Source organism: Paenibacillus sp. Mc5Re-14 (assembly GCF_001049835.1).
In the GTDB taxonomy this organism is placed as follows: Bacteria; Bacillota; Bacilli; order Paenibacillales; family Paenibacillaceae; genus Paenibacillus; species Paenibacillus polymyxa_C.
On record NZ_CVPD01000003.1, the window covers coordinates 104,006 to 118,841 of the forward strand.

General features: G+C 37.3%; 19 protein-coding genes. 17 read left to right on the top strand and 2 right to left on the bottom strand.

All coding sequences use genetic code 11. The features are described 5' to 3' along the window. The 17 genes from dnaE (at position 1) to BN1546_RS26815 (ending at position 13,163) form a co-directional block, all read left to right on the top strand. On the top strand, positions 1–3,384 hold the full coding sequence (gene dnaE / locus BN1546_RS26735; RefSeq protein WP_090739426.1) for a DNA polymerase III subunit alpha: 3,384 nt from the start codon (positions 1–3) through the stop codon (positions 3,382–3,384). Continuing rightward, positions 3,381–3,620, top strand: a complete 240-nt coding sequence (locus BN1546_RS26740; protein WP_090739427.1) for a hypothetical protein — start codon at positions 3,381–3,383, stop codon at positions 3,618–3,620. The genes dnaE and BN1546_RS26740 overlap by 4 nt, the downstream gene beginning before the upstream one ends. Further along, on the top strand, positions 3,598–3,864 hold the full coding sequence (locus BN1546_RS26745; protein ID WP_090739428.1) for a hypothetical protein: 267 nt from the start codon (positions 3,598–3,600) through the stop codon (positions 3,862–3,864). Before BN1546_RS26740 ends, BN1546_RS26745 begins: the two co-directional genes overlap by 23 nt. Before the next feature lie 15 nt (positions 3,865–3,879). Next, on the top strand, positions 3,880–4,059 hold the full coding sequence (locus BN1546_RS26750; protein ID WP_090739429.1) for a hypothetical protein: 180 nt from the start codon (positions 3,880–3,882) through the stop codon (positions 4,057–4,059). 14 nt (positions 4,060–4,073) lie between these two features. Next, positions 4,074–4,340, top strand: coding sequence for a hypothetical protein (locus BN1546_RS26755; protein WP_255305652.1), 267 nt, complete (start codon positions 4,074–4,076; stop codon positions 4,338–4,340). Between the two features lie 72 nt (positions 4,341–4,412). Then, positions 4,413–4,994 carry a RusA family crossover junction endodeoxyribonuclease gene (locus BN1546_RS26760; protein ID WP_090739431.1) on the top strand — a complete coding sequence of 194 codons (582 nt, stop codon included), beginning with the start codon at positions 4,413–4,415 and terminating at the stop codon, positions 4,992–4,994. A 136-nt stretch (positions 4,995–5,130) separates the two neighbouring features. Continuing rightward, a complete protein-coding gene (locus tag BN1546_RS26765; protein WP_090739432.1) occupies positions 5,131–5,322 on the top strand; it encodes a hypothetical protein in 192 nt (63 codons plus the stop codon). Further along, positions 5,300–6,172, top strand: coding sequence for a hypothetical protein (locus tag BN1546_RS26770; protein WP_141651608.1), 873 nt, complete (start codon positions 5,300–5,302; stop codon positions 6,170–6,172). The genes BN1546_RS26765 and BN1546_RS26770 overlap by 23 nt, the downstream gene beginning before the upstream one ends. Then, entirely contained in the window at positions 6,169–6,759 is a 591-nt protein-coding gene (locus BN1546_RS26775; RefSeq protein WP_090739434.1) for a hypothetical protein, read from the top strand. The genes BN1546_RS26770 and BN1546_RS26775 overlap by 4 nt, the downstream gene beginning before the upstream one ends. Continuing rightward, entirely contained in the window at positions 6,759–7,373 is a 615-nt protein-coding gene (locus tag BN1546_RS26780; RefSeq protein ID WP_255305653.1) for a uroporphyrinogen decarboxylase/cobalamine-independent methonine synthase family protein, read from the top strand. Before BN1546_RS26775 ends, BN1546_RS26780 begins: the two co-directional genes overlap by 1 nt. Continuing rightward, the gene (locus tag BN1546_RS26785) at positions 7,370–7,810 is read left to right on the top strand and encodes a hypothetical protein (RefSeq protein ID WP_090739436.1); all 441 of its coding nucleotides are present in this window, start codon (positions 7,370–7,372) and stop codon (positions 7,808–7,810) included. Before BN1546_RS26780 ends, BN1546_RS26785 begins: the two co-directional genes overlap by 4 nt. Positions 7,811–7,851: 41 nt before the next feature. Then, a complete protein-coding gene (locus BN1546_RS26790; RefSeq protein WP_090739437.1) occupies positions 7,852–8,064 on the top strand; it encodes a helix-turn-helix domain-containing protein in 213 nt (70 codons plus the stop codon). Positions 8,065–8,374: 310 nt separating this feature from the next. After that, positions 8,375–9,256, top strand: coding sequence for a DNA-binding protein (locus tag BN1546_RS26795; protein WP_090739438.1), 882 nt, complete (start codon positions 8,375–8,377; stop codon positions 9,254–9,256). Positions 9,257–9,515: 259 nt separating this feature from the next. Further along, a complete protein-coding gene (locus BN1546_RS26800; RefSeq protein WP_090739439.1) occupies positions 9,516–10,256 on the top strand; it encodes a hypothetical protein in 741 nt (246 codons plus the stop codon). Between the two features lie 247 nt (positions 10,257–10,503). Further along, complete coding sequence (locus BN1546_RS26805; protein WP_090739440.1) at positions 10,504–10,959, top strand: AbrB/MazE/SpoVT family DNA-binding domain-containing protein; 456 nt, start codon at positions 10,504–10,506, stop codon at positions 10,957–10,959. Between the two features lie 285 nt (positions 10,960–11,244). Further along, complete coding sequence (locus BN1546_RS26810) at positions 11,245–12,660, top strand: helix-turn-helix transcriptional regulator (protein ID WP_090739441.1); 1,416 nt, start codon at positions 11,245–11,247, stop codon at positions 12,658–12,660. A 299-nt stretch (positions 12,661–12,959) separates the two neighbouring features. After that, positions 12,960–13,163: a hypothetical protein gene (locus BN1546_RS26815; protein ID WP_090739442.1), complete on the top strand. Its 204-nt coding sequence runs from the start codon at positions 12,960–12,962 to the stop codon at positions 13,161–13,163. Positions 13,164–13,424: 261 nt separating this feature from the next. On the opposite strand, the gene BN1546_RS26820 is transcribed toward BN1546_RS26815, so the two are convergent. Together BN1546_RS26820 and BN1546_RS26825 are read right to left on the bottom strand one after the other, a co-directional pair. Beyond that, positions 13,425–13,778, bottom strand: a complete 354-nt coding sequence (locus tag BN1546_RS26820; RefSeq protein WP_090739443.1) for a hypothetical protein — start codon at positions 13,776–13,778, stop codon at positions 13,425–13,427. Positions 13,779–13,888: 110 nt separating this feature from the next. Then, positions 13,889–14,164 (bottom strand): hypothetical protein, encoded by a 276-nt coding sequence (locus tag BN1546_RS26825; RefSeq protein WP_090739444.1) that lies wholly within the window; start codon positions 14,162–14,164, stop codon positions 13,889–13,891. Between the last annotated feature and the right edge of the window lie 672 nt (positions 14,165–14,836).

Consider the following 14,836-nt stretch of genomic DNA (forward strand, 5'->3'; position numbering starts at 1 on the left):
TTGTGTCAGACTTGCGGCAATGCATTATTAGTCCACGCGACACCAAAGGATTATGATGGATTTGTCAACCTTCATCTTCACACAGCTTACTCTTTGCTTGATGGCATGAGTAAGCCAGAAGATGTAATTAAAAAGGTGGCAAGCCTAAAACAGACTTCTGTAGCAGTAACAGAACATGGCAATGTGTTCTCTGCTGTGAAAGTTCACAAACTGGCGAAAGAAGCCAATATAAAGCACATCTATGGTGCTGAGTTCTATGTCACTGACGACAGGTTCGCTCAGGATAAGACAAAGAAGTACTTCCATATAACTGTTCTTGCAAAGAATGAGCAGGGGAGACGAAATATTAATAAACTTGCTTCACTTGGTTATCTTGAAGGGTTCTATTTCAAACCACGTATCGACCATAGCCTTCTTAAACAATACAGTGAAGGGCTTATTGTTATGTCGGGCTGTATGGCTAGTGAAGTTCAGCAAGCACTAGCAGGAGGTAAAATTGGTGATGGTGATATTGAAATCACTGATGCGAATATCCAAAATGCTAAAGAGATTATATGCATGTATAGAAAGATATTCGGTAATGATTATTATCTTGAAGTTCAGGCTCACAGGGACAGTAGGCAGCAACAACTCAATCGGGCAATCGTTGACATTGCTCTGGAATTGGGCATTGAGTATGTGGCTACAACGGACTCACACTTCGTAGACGAAGAAGACTTTGAATTGCATGGTATCTTCATTCAGATCGGAACTAATCGTGAGACAGGAGAGACTTATCAAGACACTCACATCATGGGCGCTGATGAGGTAACTGTTAAGCTGCTTGGGTCTATGACTAATGACGAAGCGGAGTTGGCAGTAAGAACTTCATTGCTGATCGCTGACAAATGTAATGTTAGTCTACCACTGTCTGAGCCTATCATTCCTCACGTTGATATTCCAGAAGGCTTCCCCGATGAGATGAGTTACCTGAAAGAACTTATCAATAAAGGCTGGAAGCGAAGAGAAATCAAGAAAAGAAAGAATGTTCAAGAGTACAAAGGGCGCTTAAACTATGAGTTCAATTCCATTACCAAGATGGGATTTGAAGGATACTTTCTCCTTGTAGAAAGCTACGTAAACTCTGTTAAGCGTAGAGGTATTGCGCGTGGTTCTTCTGGCGGCAGCTTGATTGCTTACTTGTTAGGGATCACTGAGATTGACCCTATTCCATATGGTCTGTACTTCGAACGTTTCATAGACGTGGGCGCACTTGATCTTTTAGCAGATGGGACGATTACTCGTAAAGAGTTAAAAATCCCTGACGTTGATTCTGACTTTGGAGCGACAGATCGTGATAAGGTTGTTGATTTCATCACCAAGCGATATGGAGAAGAGAAGTTCGCTGCTATCGGACAATTCGGATATATTTGGGATAAATCTGCTGTTAAAGACGTTGGTCGAGTACTTAACATTCCTTACACTGTAACAAATACAATGACTCAACAGATGGGTGATTTGACGATCACTTACATGAGAGAAGCAGGATTATTTCCTCATTGGTTTGAAGAGTATCCCAAACTGTTTGAATATGCTGAGAAAATTGCAGGACTGCCCAAAAGCTTTGGTGTCCATCCATGCGGCAAGATCATTTCGATTCAGGATGTTGACTACTACACAGCTATTGCATCTAATGATGGAACAATTGTCTTTCAGGGCGATATGGATGACACTGATGATCTTGGCTTGGTAAAGGTTGACCTTCTTGGGTTGAAGTCGATTGACGTTATCTATGACACATTAGAGATGATCGGCAAAGACTACGATTACATTAATCCTGATAAACTAGACTTTGCTGATGAAAACATCCTCAAGCTATTCAGAGAGGGAAGAACAGATGGAGTGTTCCAATTTGAGTCCATTGGTATGAAGGAAACACTTCGACAAGTACTTCCTGATGGAATCTCTGACTTGGGTGTGTGTAATGCGTTGTTCAGACCAGCATCTATGAAGCATATTGAACATTATGCGAAGCGCAAGAAGGGTGCTGAAAAGTTCAAGTATCTTCATCCTGACCTTGAAGATGTTCTCAACCCAACCTATGGTATTTTGGTCTTCCAAGAGCAGTTGATCGAAATTGGAAGAATCGCCAAGATGAGAAACCCTGACGAAATTCGTCAAGCAACAGCCAAGAAGAAAATCGAGAAGATGAAAAAGGTTCGTAAAGAACTGTTTGCTGGTCTTAAAGCAAGAGGATGGACAACTGAGCAACTTGAAACTCTATGGGAAATCATGATTGATTTTGCATCCTACTCCTTTAACAAATCTCATGCGTTGGCTTATGCGATCATCGCTTGGCAAATGGCAAAGCTGAAACACTACCATCCAGTAGAGTTCATGACAGCCTTGCTTAACAGTAAAATTGGTAAGATAGAAGAATTGTCTCACTATCTTAGTGAATGTAAGCGAATGGGCATTAAAGTGAATGTTCCAGATATCAATGAGAGCCAAAGAAAGTTCACAGCAAAAAAAGGTGAGATTGTTTTTGGACTTACAGCTATTCGTGCAATAGGCGATCCTACTGTTGACTTGATAGAAGAGTTACGAGTAAATTTCAGAAAAATTAACAAAAGAAACTTTGAATCATTCAAAGAGTTCTATGACTTCAACCGCGAGTTGCCTTTAGTTGAAATGATGCCATCTGACGCAATCATTAACCTTATCAAGTCTGGTGCGTTTGGTGATAACAAGAACGAAATGCTGACTCAATATGCTGAAACCTTGTACATTTCATTGAAGTGGATTCCGAAGAAGGGCGTACCTTCCAAGAAAGACTTCGACACCAAAGGATATAAGATCAGTGAAGAACACTTTGCTGACAAAGCTATCAGATGTGAAATCTTTAATGCACTCAAGCTGGCAGAACACATCGAAAAAGATAAAGCGAGAAGACAGAAGCACATTGACACCTTCTTCGATAAGTATGTAGGCGATCCTGAGTGTTATGAGTTCGATACGATGGGTGCTTATCTTACAATCAGCCCATTTGACAAATACATCAAGTCAATCAAAGACTTCTACACTTATGAAGATGGAACTGACAAGGTTCTGGTTGTTGGAACAATTGTGAGCAAAGACGTTAAGAAATCTGGTAGAGGTGGACAATATGCCAAGCTGAAAGTCCTTACTCCACATGGAGTTGTTAACGCCAAAGCTTACTCCAACCAATACAGTGAGTTCAAGCACATGCTTGATAAAGGCACATCTGTTGTCATTCTGGCGAAGCGTAGCAAAGACGAAGCGATTGTTTCTAAGATGAAGACATTTGATGAATGGACGATCATCATCGAAAGAAAGATGGCGAAGAAAATTCAAGATAAAACTAAAGGGGTTGCTGTTAAATGAAGGTACTTACAGAAGTGCAATCGAAGGCTCTGTTTCTAAGTTTGTTGATCGAACTATTCGAAAGAGGACTTGGGATTCCAATCCTGACAGAAGAAGAGATGGAAAAACTGCTGTTGAAGATTGATGAGGTAAACGAAGGTCAATCTCAAACCGAAACGTCAGAGCGGACATTAGGCACCATTAAACTTTTGCTTATTGAGTTGGGGATTCACGATGAGCAAAAAATACTCCATTAAAGCTAACGAAAGACTGTTCGAGGATTGGATGAGGGTTTCAGCAAGCCCTCATTCCAAACTTGGATTACATGGTGCTTGGATTGTCCAGAACGACATGGAACTGACTGGACAAGAATTGAACGACTGGTATAAGGAAACTGGTCGCCTAATAGAAACGACAGAAGAACACTTTGAACAAGTGATAAGCGACATGAAAGCACTTCGCGAACGATCTGTGAAATACATTAAACAATTAAATAAATAATTAGGAGATGATTTGATGCATCATTATTTTATCTACTACAAAGGTAAAAAGAATGGAGAAGTTTTTGATGGTATGGCTGGATTTGATTTGGAATATCCTATCGCTACCTTTGGCGACATTCAAGCTATCTCAGAAAAGATAACCGAAGAGACTGACACTGACAATGTTATTATTTCTAATTTTATCAAATTGTAATGGAGATGATTTTAATGAACGAAATCAAACGAGGGCAAATGGTAAAAGTGGTTGACACAGGAGAGACTTACAGCACTTACACAGATATGTTTAATCATATGAGAGCAAAACTCGGATTTGCAGACTTCACACATGCGCGTGGACTCCAACCAGAAAAAGATAAAGTATATATGGTGCTTGCTGTCGAAAAACACTTTAATAATAACGATTCAGTGGCATTGATTCACAATGACAACCAAAAAGGCTACCTGATTTCAATTGATGGACTTGAATTAATTTAAGCTTTACCTCCTAGTACTTTCTTGGCTTCTACACTCCTACACGCCAAATGAAATTACTAGGAGTGGTTATAAATGGAACTTAATCTTACTTTGCCTGTACCAACATCAATCAATAAATTATACATTAACGAGTATCAGTATGACGCAAGGATAAAACAGCGTGTGCCAACTGGACGAAGAATCCTCTCTAAAGATGGTCGAAAAGTGAAAGCACAAATTCAAGGTCGTGCAAGGATACAGTTGCTTGACCAGCCTGATTGGGATTATGAATGGACAAAGGAAAACTTTGTTTATCAGGATGCAGTCATTTATTTCGCAAGACGCGGTAGTGATGACAATAATATCTACAAACTTCTGAACGATTCTCTTGAAGGTATTGTGTATGACAATGACTCTAGGGTTTTAGTTCGGACTCAGCACATTGTATATGACTCTAGTAATCCTCGTATCGAGGTTTCCATTAAACCCGTTGACTTTGTTGGCATCTTCAAAGACAAAGACGTTTACAAAGAGTTCTCTGCTAAATGTACTGGATGTTCCAGATATCGCAACGGGTCTTGTTCGATCTTAAAGGATTCGGTTGCAGGAACCGTCAGAGAGGAAATCGGAAGCATTAATAGTCCGATATGTACAAGCTTCAAAGCCAAAAAGTAGACTGCCGCCTATGGCAGTCTTTTTATTTATATAAGATTATTGACGAGGAAAATTCTGGAGTTTATACTATAGCTAGTAACCATTGTTACTATAGTAATACATGTTACTATAGTAACATGAGAAGGTGGTATGTGTTATGGCTAGAAGAAAAACTTTCCCGTTAAAATTTGAAGATAATTTTTCAGAGAAGATTAACTGGTTTGTATTCCACATGAAATCAGAATCAAAACAACAATACATTATTGATGCAATACGAGATAAGATGGAAAAAGATGAGATTGCCCTTAGAAAAAAGGGGATAATTTATGATGAAACATTGGGAATATGAAAAGTTATTCAACGATGATGTTCGTGAAAAGAAGCGTGTAGCTAACAACATTCACAAAAGAGTTGCCACTAGAAAAGGTGGTAAAAATTCACCTTTGCGGACTCCATATTATTTCATGTCCAACAAAGATAAAAAGACTTTAAATGGAAAGGTGACGACGATCAAATTGAAAGAAGTAATGAGTAATGCTGAATTTAAAAAATTAGATGATGAGACTCAAAAGTTATTGCTGACTGAGTGGAGAGATAATTTTCAAATGAAAGAAATAGTTGAAAAGATGGGGGTTTCTCCTGAGACATTCTATTCCCATATGAGAAGGCTTGACATTCCAAGAACAATGCGGTCTAAACCCACATTTAGTGGAGATAAACCATTCAAGGTCAATGACTATTATACGTTGACCTACAATGAATTTAAAAAAATGAAGAAGAAGCATAAAGTTGATGTAGCCAAGATTATCTTTGATAAATATACTACAGCGGAAATCGTTGAAAAATGGGGAGTTACCGAAAAAGCAGTATGCAGTTTAAGGTGGAGGTTACTTGGGAATATCAATGACAATGAACAAAAAAATGATACGATTAACGAAGGAACGCTGAATGAGAATCTATCTAACGATACAAGGTTGATTGTCGAAGTTGCTCCAGAAAAAAATGAGATTGTTAGCACACATGATTCTGGATCAACCAATGAAATTTTAGAGGATTTCTTTTTCACTTTTAACAAAAGAGGTGGAGACAGAAAAGCAATAATACGAAAATTAAAATATCTTATAGAAGAGATGGAAGAAACAAATGAAAGCACTGTTTTTGATATCCATGTTACAGTGAGAGGAATAGATAAAAAATGAAGTTAAATAAAAAGTTCTTTGAATCTACATTTGACAGCACAAAGAGAATGTTTGAGAGTAAAATGATGAAGATTCCACATGAGGTAATCATCAAGTTTCAATCGAAAGAAGATTACCTTGTCGCAGTCAAAGAAAATCCTCTTATTCAAACTCAAATCAATCTTGGATTTTACAAGGATATCGAGAAAGAATATGTTGGCTTCGCTGTGGTTTATGCCAATGATAAATTAGAGTTACGCACTATCATGGGGTTGCCTTACGCGATAACTATCTGTGATGAGATTGCAAAAGATGTGTTGAAGCCTTTTACTTCAACAGAAATAAAGGCGTATTTAACCCATGTATATCTTCACGAATTGACCCATATTTTCGATAATAAACTAAAGGAAACTTTTCCAGATATGTGGCAAGAAAATCTTTCCAAGACCAATCAAAATGTGCCAATGGCTAATGAATTGTTTGCAGAGAGTATTCCACCAATCGTTATGGGTGAGAAAGACATTTCCATTTATAAAAGCGTTGAAAAGAAACTCTGGTCTAAAGTTATTCTTAGGGCAGAACAAGCAAAAAGACAGAGGAGATTATAATGGACGATATAGAATTATGTGAGATTAAAGTTGGAGAAAGGTTTCCTCTTTTTGCTAACAGCATAGAAAAACTTAAAGGAATTGACGGAGCAAAATTTGAAGCAACCGATTTCAATCAAGGTTATTTCTTCTGCATACATTTAACTGACATTAGCTTTATGGATAAACAATCGTTCCGAAACGACAAGATCGCGGTCAAAGTGTTACAAGGTGATGGTGGAATGATTCTTCCGATGATCATGTTTGGGAAGTCTATGATATTTGAAATGAAATTTGATCCAACTCTATATGATGATGAAAGAGTTTTTCAGCTTGCGGAAGGGTACAATATTCTTACGATATTCCTAATCGAGAGTAATAATGGGGTCGTCAAGGCAATCCGTCAATGCAACTTACCTTTAAAAATGGTTCAAATTTGCAAAGAAGCTTGGGGTAGAGCAATGCTTGACTTAGACTTCTCAAGCAAATTTCAAGCATGGACAACACGTTTGAACAATTATTCTTTACAAACCTTATGGGACAGAGCGACTAAGGTTGGCTCCATGGGGGAGACATATGATCTAAACGAAATAAAAACACCAAACGCCTATAGACCACAAGGAGACATAGAATGAAGAAGGCGATTATAATTTTAACGCTATTATCATTATCACTTACAGCCTGTGCATCGGCGGAAAAAGAGAAAAAAGAAGAAGAGCTTCAAAAATCATATGAGCAAATGCAAGAAGAATCACGAATTAAGAATCAACAGAAAAAGGAGTCAAGCGAATATCTATTTGGATTTTTGCAAATTGACGACTTCACTATTGACAATTCAGGAAGTAAACCCAAAGCTAAAGCAAGATTGACTAACAATTATAGTGGAACATTAGTTGGTCATATCGGTTTGGTTGTTTATGATAAGGATATGAACATCCTTGACACTCAATATGTCGCTTTGCCAAGCGTTGGAGTTAAATATGATGAATCCTTCTTAGTCGATGAATATATTCAAAAAGAAGACTACTACACACTAAAGTTTGCTGATGCAGATATGCTTCGTTTGAAGTAGTATAAAAGATTATTATTTCGTTTTCGAGAGAAGAGATATGAATGAGCAATAAGATACTTTCATGTAATTTAAAGAATATTTTACGAGAAAAGGGTTTAGATCAGAAAGATCTATCTCAAATGACTGGAGTCAGAGAAGCTACAATTTCTGAAATGGTCAGAAATAAAAACAAGATGTTTTCTCGACAAGTCCTTGAAAAAATAATGAATGCCTTGGACATAGACGATATTGGAAAACTGCTAGAGATTAAATGATTGAAAATGACGTTTTGAACATGATATACTAAAAAAGAGCAGGGATGCGCAAACATCCCCACTCTTTTACAACAGCCGCCTTGAAGAGCGGTCAGCAGTAGGCTTGGTTCAGAAATAGACCGTTACCTTTGGATGAGGCGGTCAGCCGTGTTCTGGTTCAACGAAATAGACCGTTTACCTTTGCACAGGGCGGTCTATTTCTTTTTGTTTTTTTGTAAAAACTTGTCACCAAATATACTTAACTAAGTAATTGACCGCTGCCTAAATATGTTATAGTATGGTTAAAAATGTAATCAGGAGGTAAAGCTACATGTTCAAATCAGCAATTTTGGAATCAGTAAGCGACATAAACCTTTTGACAGACATATTAAAAGAAGAGTTTTCTAACGAAAACTGGGAATCTATGGTGCATATTGCGGACAAGCTTTATACGTCGATTAAAGGATTGTACGAAGAAAACCAACTTCGGCAAGCAAAAGAACAGCCGAGAGTTGATACTGGAAGACTTAAAAGAAGTGTCGCTTTCTATTTCGGGTTTTCGATGGTAATGAAAGGTATTGCATTACAGAAGATGGGTGATTACGAAGGAACCCGTGACTGCATTGAAAAATACTCTGAGTTGGGATGGATGTACGGGTTGGGCGAGGAAGGTCAAGCTGATGTGGCTCATTTCAAGATGCTTGCACGAGCAAATACATACGTCCTTGACTTACTAGAGGGAAAAATGGATGTGCTCCCTGAGTACGTTCAATTCATACACAATGCCGAGGAAGTAGAGTTGCTGCCGGGAATTATAACAATTCTGGAATCAGCTATAAAAAATAATCATAATGTTGATTGGGCATTAGAAGAATTTGAAATTCAGCTAAACGCTCTGGACGGAGAGTACGAAGAGGAAGCCAATATACGTTATTATATAGACCATCTATATCTTATGGCACTATATAACTTTAAAAATGGGAGATATTTCAATGCACTAAACATTACACTTAATGGTTTGCGAATGTCTGATAAACTTAAAGATGATACAGGGTATAAAAAAATCAATGCATTATTTGTTACATTTAGTACCCATGCAACTAAAGAGCAGCTAAATGAATATAATGCATTGAACAAAACTATCCTTGAAAGGGTGTTAAAAGATGAAAAAGGCATTAGGTTTGATGGTAGTAGCTTTGTTTCTGTTCGGTAGCGTGAGCGGTATCGGAGGGTTCGCCCCGAACAATCATGGAGCGAATAGCTTCCAACTCCAACCTTATAATCATGGAGCGAATAGCTAATTTCAATCATCTCTTGAAGCCCCTTCATAGTGGAAGGGGTTTTTATTTTGGTAAAATAGTTCCAAAGAATCATTTTCCAAAATTCTTATATTTTTATACAGACATTTCCTTTTATTGTGGTATAATGGCTAAGTATTCCACATATTATAGAAAAGGAAGTGCTCGTTGAAAATGAAGAAAACAGCAATTATCCTTACTGGTGTCTTAGCTCTTATGGCAGTAGCTCCGATGGCTGCTTCTGCCCAAACAACAAGCATTGAACCCACTACTGAACAGACTACCTCTAAAACACAACAACAGCAAGTCGAAATTAACTCTCCGTCAGATTACATTAAATGGCTTAAAGGTCAAGATGGTGCCGAGGAAACTTTAGAACAATTTTCCAAGTTGTCTGAATCTGATCAAGATAAGTTCATTAAGTATTTGAACGATGTGGATGTACAAAAGCAAGTTGTAAAAGCGTTCGGTAGCGAGAAGGACGTTTCACTTTTTGGTGGAGATATTGTAGTAAGCCATAAAGAGGACGCTCCGTCCAAAGATACTTCATCTAAAGTCACTCCGCAGGCAATGAATTATACGGTTTCTGATAGTTCCAAAGGAACGTTTTTAGGTATAACCGTAAGTGAACTTCGGTCTACTGTTACCTACAGAGTAAGCGGTACTCCAGGCAACCAACAGATTGAGGTGCTTAGTGGAGGTGGTATGGTCGTACGCAATTACAACCCTATTATCGGCATTACAGTAAACCAAGAAAGACCTTACACATCAGCAGATCGCCAGTATGCTTACCAAGTCAACTACTTTGCACATGACTTTAAAGGTACATGGGGATTGACTTACGGAACAGTTAAACACACTTTGTCAGGTGATACACAAGGAAGAGAGGTAAGACTTATCTCTGAAACGCTCTAATGCTACACTGACAACAGGGGGGGTGCTGGATTGAATAAGAAAAAAGTATGGAAGATTGTGGGATTTTCTGTTTTGGGTATTGTTGTGATTTATCTTTTTCTGGTCGTTGTAGGGATCTCGCAATTTGTCACCAATGTAAAACCTTGACTTTATATAGTTGCAGTAAAAAAAACAACAAAGCAAAAGGATTGCCTGAGCTTCATACTAGGCAATCCTTTTGCCATTATTCAGCAGGAGGATTTTAACTGTGAAAAGCACTGGAATGACTCGCCCATTAGACAACCTTGGAAGAATAGTAATTCCAAAAGAAATGAGAGAAACGATGGGGATTGACATCGGTGATCCATTAGAAATATTTGTAGACAAAGATTCTGGAATGCTGGCTTTTAGACAATATATTGGAGTCGCCTGTAAAACTTGTGGTTCGATTGATAGATTATTATATTTTAAAGATAGTTTTATTTGCTCTGATTGTGCATACGATTTGAAGGAAGGTAAAATTTCTCCAAAAATATCAAATGACAAAATATCTAAAGTTGAAAAACCGAAGAGACGCATTTATCAGAAGCCTGAAATAATGCTTAAAAAACTCAACGATTTAATGCTGGAACACCCATCGTATACGCAAAAGCAATACGCAGAAATATTGGGTGTATCTCAATGTCGTGTAAGTCAACTAAAAGGTAAATTAAGAGAGCAATAATAATAAAAGACTAACTATCCTTGTAGTTAGTCTTTTATTATTATTTTATAAATTCTTTTTTAGAATATCTTCAAACGAATTGTAGCTTTTTCTTCCGATACTTTTAATCATAAAATCCTCGAAAAACTATCCTAAAGGTATCTAAAATACATATATGAAATGTATATGATTTTATTCCAAAAGATGGTACAATCAAGAAGGGTATTCTACTACTTGTTTCAGAACTACATAATAATTTTAACTATGCATCGTATTGTTAGTCTACGTTGAAAGGGTGGTTTATTGATGAAAATTGCACCCACGATTCGAGCAGAATTAGACAGATTTCTACAACAAGAAAGCTTAACATTATCGCAATTTGGACAAATCGCAGGGATGAATAGGGGAGCAGTAAGCGCTATTGTAACAGGGAATAAGCCTTTGTCTGTTAACCAGCTTGACTTAATTACTAAGGCTATGGGTTTGCCAGAGGGTCACTTTTACGACTTGTTCGCGGAAAATTACATCATAGATCACCCTCCAAATATGAAACGAATTGAGCCATTTTTGTTTCGCTGTGCAGAGTTGGACAAGTTAGATGCGATCCGTCGAGTGGTGGGAGCCATCATGGACAATCTAATGTATTCGCCCAAACTATTTGAAATTGCAGAAGGATTGTTGGCGCAGAAAAAGCTAGAAGCTGCATTGATACTCTATGAAGGGGTAGCCGAAGCGGAGAGATATCAACATTCTGAACGTTTAGCCATCTGTCAATATCGGATTTTCAAAATCCAAATTGGAGATGATCAAAACCGTAATCTTAGTGCAGCTACGATTTTTGAAGTTTTTGTTGAGCGCCTTAATGAAATAGACCAACTTGACGCATTGAAGGATTTAGCAAACGTATACAGGTCTTTACGTAAATGGGATAAGGTTGAGGAAATCGCTAAAAAAATGAGAGCTAAGGCGGAAATCCAATACACTTTGAAACATCAACAGAACAGTCGAGAACGTGATGAATCTACTAAAAGTCTAACTCGTCCCTTGTTTGTATACATCACCTATGCTGATCTATTGTGTGCTAGTGTCTGCGAAGCCAAAGGCGATTATCAACAAGCTCTACAATATACTTACGCCTACGCCAATTTAGATTGGGTCAAAGAGACTGACGAAGATACCCAATACTGGATCGATTTGTACAAAACTTGGGCAGAAGGTAATACTCACGTTAATAAGCTCCTGTCTGGAGATACCAGTGTGCTAACGGAGTATGTTGAATACATTGCTGTTTCAGCCAATAAAGCAGATAAAGAAATGGTCACCAAACTGTTAAATGTTTTGATGGCGGCTAATCGTTATAAGCTGGATGTAGATGACATACTTCGGCGCTTTGAAATTGATTCTTTTACTCAGCAGCAACAGCCGTCAACGGATATGTATACGAAACAAGTTATACCAGAGCAATCCGCACGTTTGAGTTATGAATTAGCTTATTACCATCTACATCGAGGTTCATACGATGATGGTTTTAAATACTTGATGTATTCGTTGGTAAGTTACCATATACTAAACAACGAGAGCTATTATATAAACTGTATAGGGCTGTTTGAGCATTTCCGTACTCATGCGGTTCCTGAGACATTGAGCGAGTTCTCAAAAATAATTGAAAAGGTGTGGTTAGATAATGTTGAAAAAGGTTGCTTTTCTGATCATCGCGACTAGCTTTTTGTTATTTGTCACTGTACCTGTTCAGTTGCATAGTCAGGTTATTCATCTTAACGATCAAATTGGAGGTTCTTAAACGTGTATTAAATTTCGCTAAATGTTGCTTGTTTCACTGAACAAAAATCGGACTTGACTCATTACTTACAACTATTGTATATTATATAAGTAGGGTTGCCAAACTTTTCGACGGGTCGGGTAATCCGATGACTAAAGAAAAAATGTAGAGGATTACCAAACTTTGGCGGGTGGGGTAGTCCTCTTTTATTATCTACATAGAAATAAGGAGTTGAACTGTTGTGAAAATGAGCGTACAGGACGTTCAATGGGTTGCTGGTCAACTAGAAAATATAGCTAACAGTATGACTGATTCCCTAAAGGCTAGACAAGATTTAGGTGAGCTTGTAGATGACCATCACATTCGTATTTGTCTAAAGCAAGCTTTAGAGTTGTCTAAAGAAGCTATTGAAAAACATTATTACCAGTCGAAAGAAGTTGAATAATCTGTTTGTTATAGGGTATAATAGTTACATCAATACAAAAGAAATTCCCGATAAAAGGATTACCTGAGCAATTAGGTAGTCCTTTTATTTTTCTCCCATAAACATATGCACAAAAGTCGTGTTTTGTACATATGTTTATATATGTAACTATAGACATATTAGATCAGACAAAATAAAACACGCCCTATCAAGGACGTGTCTGGTTAAGGGGAAAATTCTAAGGTGTACTAATATAATACCCATTTTTTCGTTACGTAAACATCAAAATGCTCCAGCGGCTTTGCCGCTTTCTCTTATATAGGAGAAAGTCATATCCTTTTTATTTATAAGTATCCCAAGTTGCGTGAAACGTGCATCCATGTCTTTGGATATAAGAAGGATTTCTTCTTCGCTCATTCTTTCAAGCAGAGCTTTTAAAAGCTTCCGATCAGAGGGTTCGCTGCTATCTTCGTTATATGGAAACAATCCATCCTCAAACACTGTGCTAGGAGTCAACGTTGAAAGTTGTTCCTTTGTAAGCCCAAGAAACGTACCTAACAGTAACGCTATGTCTTCTTGCTTTTCTAATTCGGTTATAAAATTAAAAAATTCAATTCTCTTCATTGGTTCGTTCATTTGGTATTCTCTCCTTTGAGCAATATACGAACGATTTATGTACTTCCGGAATTTGAATGTTCGGTTATATAGATTTTGGCCACCAGGAATGAGCTGATGATTGTTCGTGTTTAACGAGAAAAGTATTCATCGGCATCCGTGAGCTGAAATTCCTCTACAAGCTCCACATCACCATCTAATTTGAGTTCGATTTTTGCCATCACGTCTTGGCAATCACTAATAATCGCTTTAAGCAAATGATAAGATTCCTTGTATTTTTCACTCTTTGTCATTTCTTTTAATTTAGAAGATTGATCGTCTAAATTACCAATCATTTTTTCTAAAGTAGCATTCAAGTTAAGATCGTTTTTATACGCTTCTATAAATTTTCTTTTTGCTTCACCCATTCTCTTTTCACCTCTTTATATTTATATTAACAAAAGCCCTCCTATGGGATGGAAGGCTTTTGGGTGGAACTCTGAATATGGCAATTCAGCTTAATTATAAGTATGAGAAAGTGTAAAGTCAAACTTTATTCCGAACCCTTAACATAAAAATAAATCCATACCATCACTATATCTATCTTTGATTTCTTTTTCCTCTTTAAATTTCTCAAAATCCTCTTGTGTTTTTAAAGAAAACCTAGACAAATAATCACCTCATATAAAAAAATGGTCTGCCTTTCAAAAAGTCAGACCATTAACATTGGGTAATAATGTTGAATATGCACTATCCTTTATTTTAGCATAACCCCCTTCCTTAGTCAAAGGGTTTGGTGAACTTTACTTTTGTGAATTTTTCAAAGCCTGAAAATTTCATTATAGTTTTATTAATTCGGTTCTTGTTACTACTGTCTATGAATCATCATGCCATCATACCTAAACGAATAAAAGACGGTAGCAATTTTTGACCACATAAATAGCCGAAACTATATGGTGGATTCGCTACCGTCCTCTTGCTCAATATACCCTCCAAATAAGGTACAAAAGTATTATGTCCGCTCTGATCATTTTATATTCATTATTTAATCACTCTATAAACGACAAAATTGCACCCTCCCATTTAAGGGAAGGTGCTTA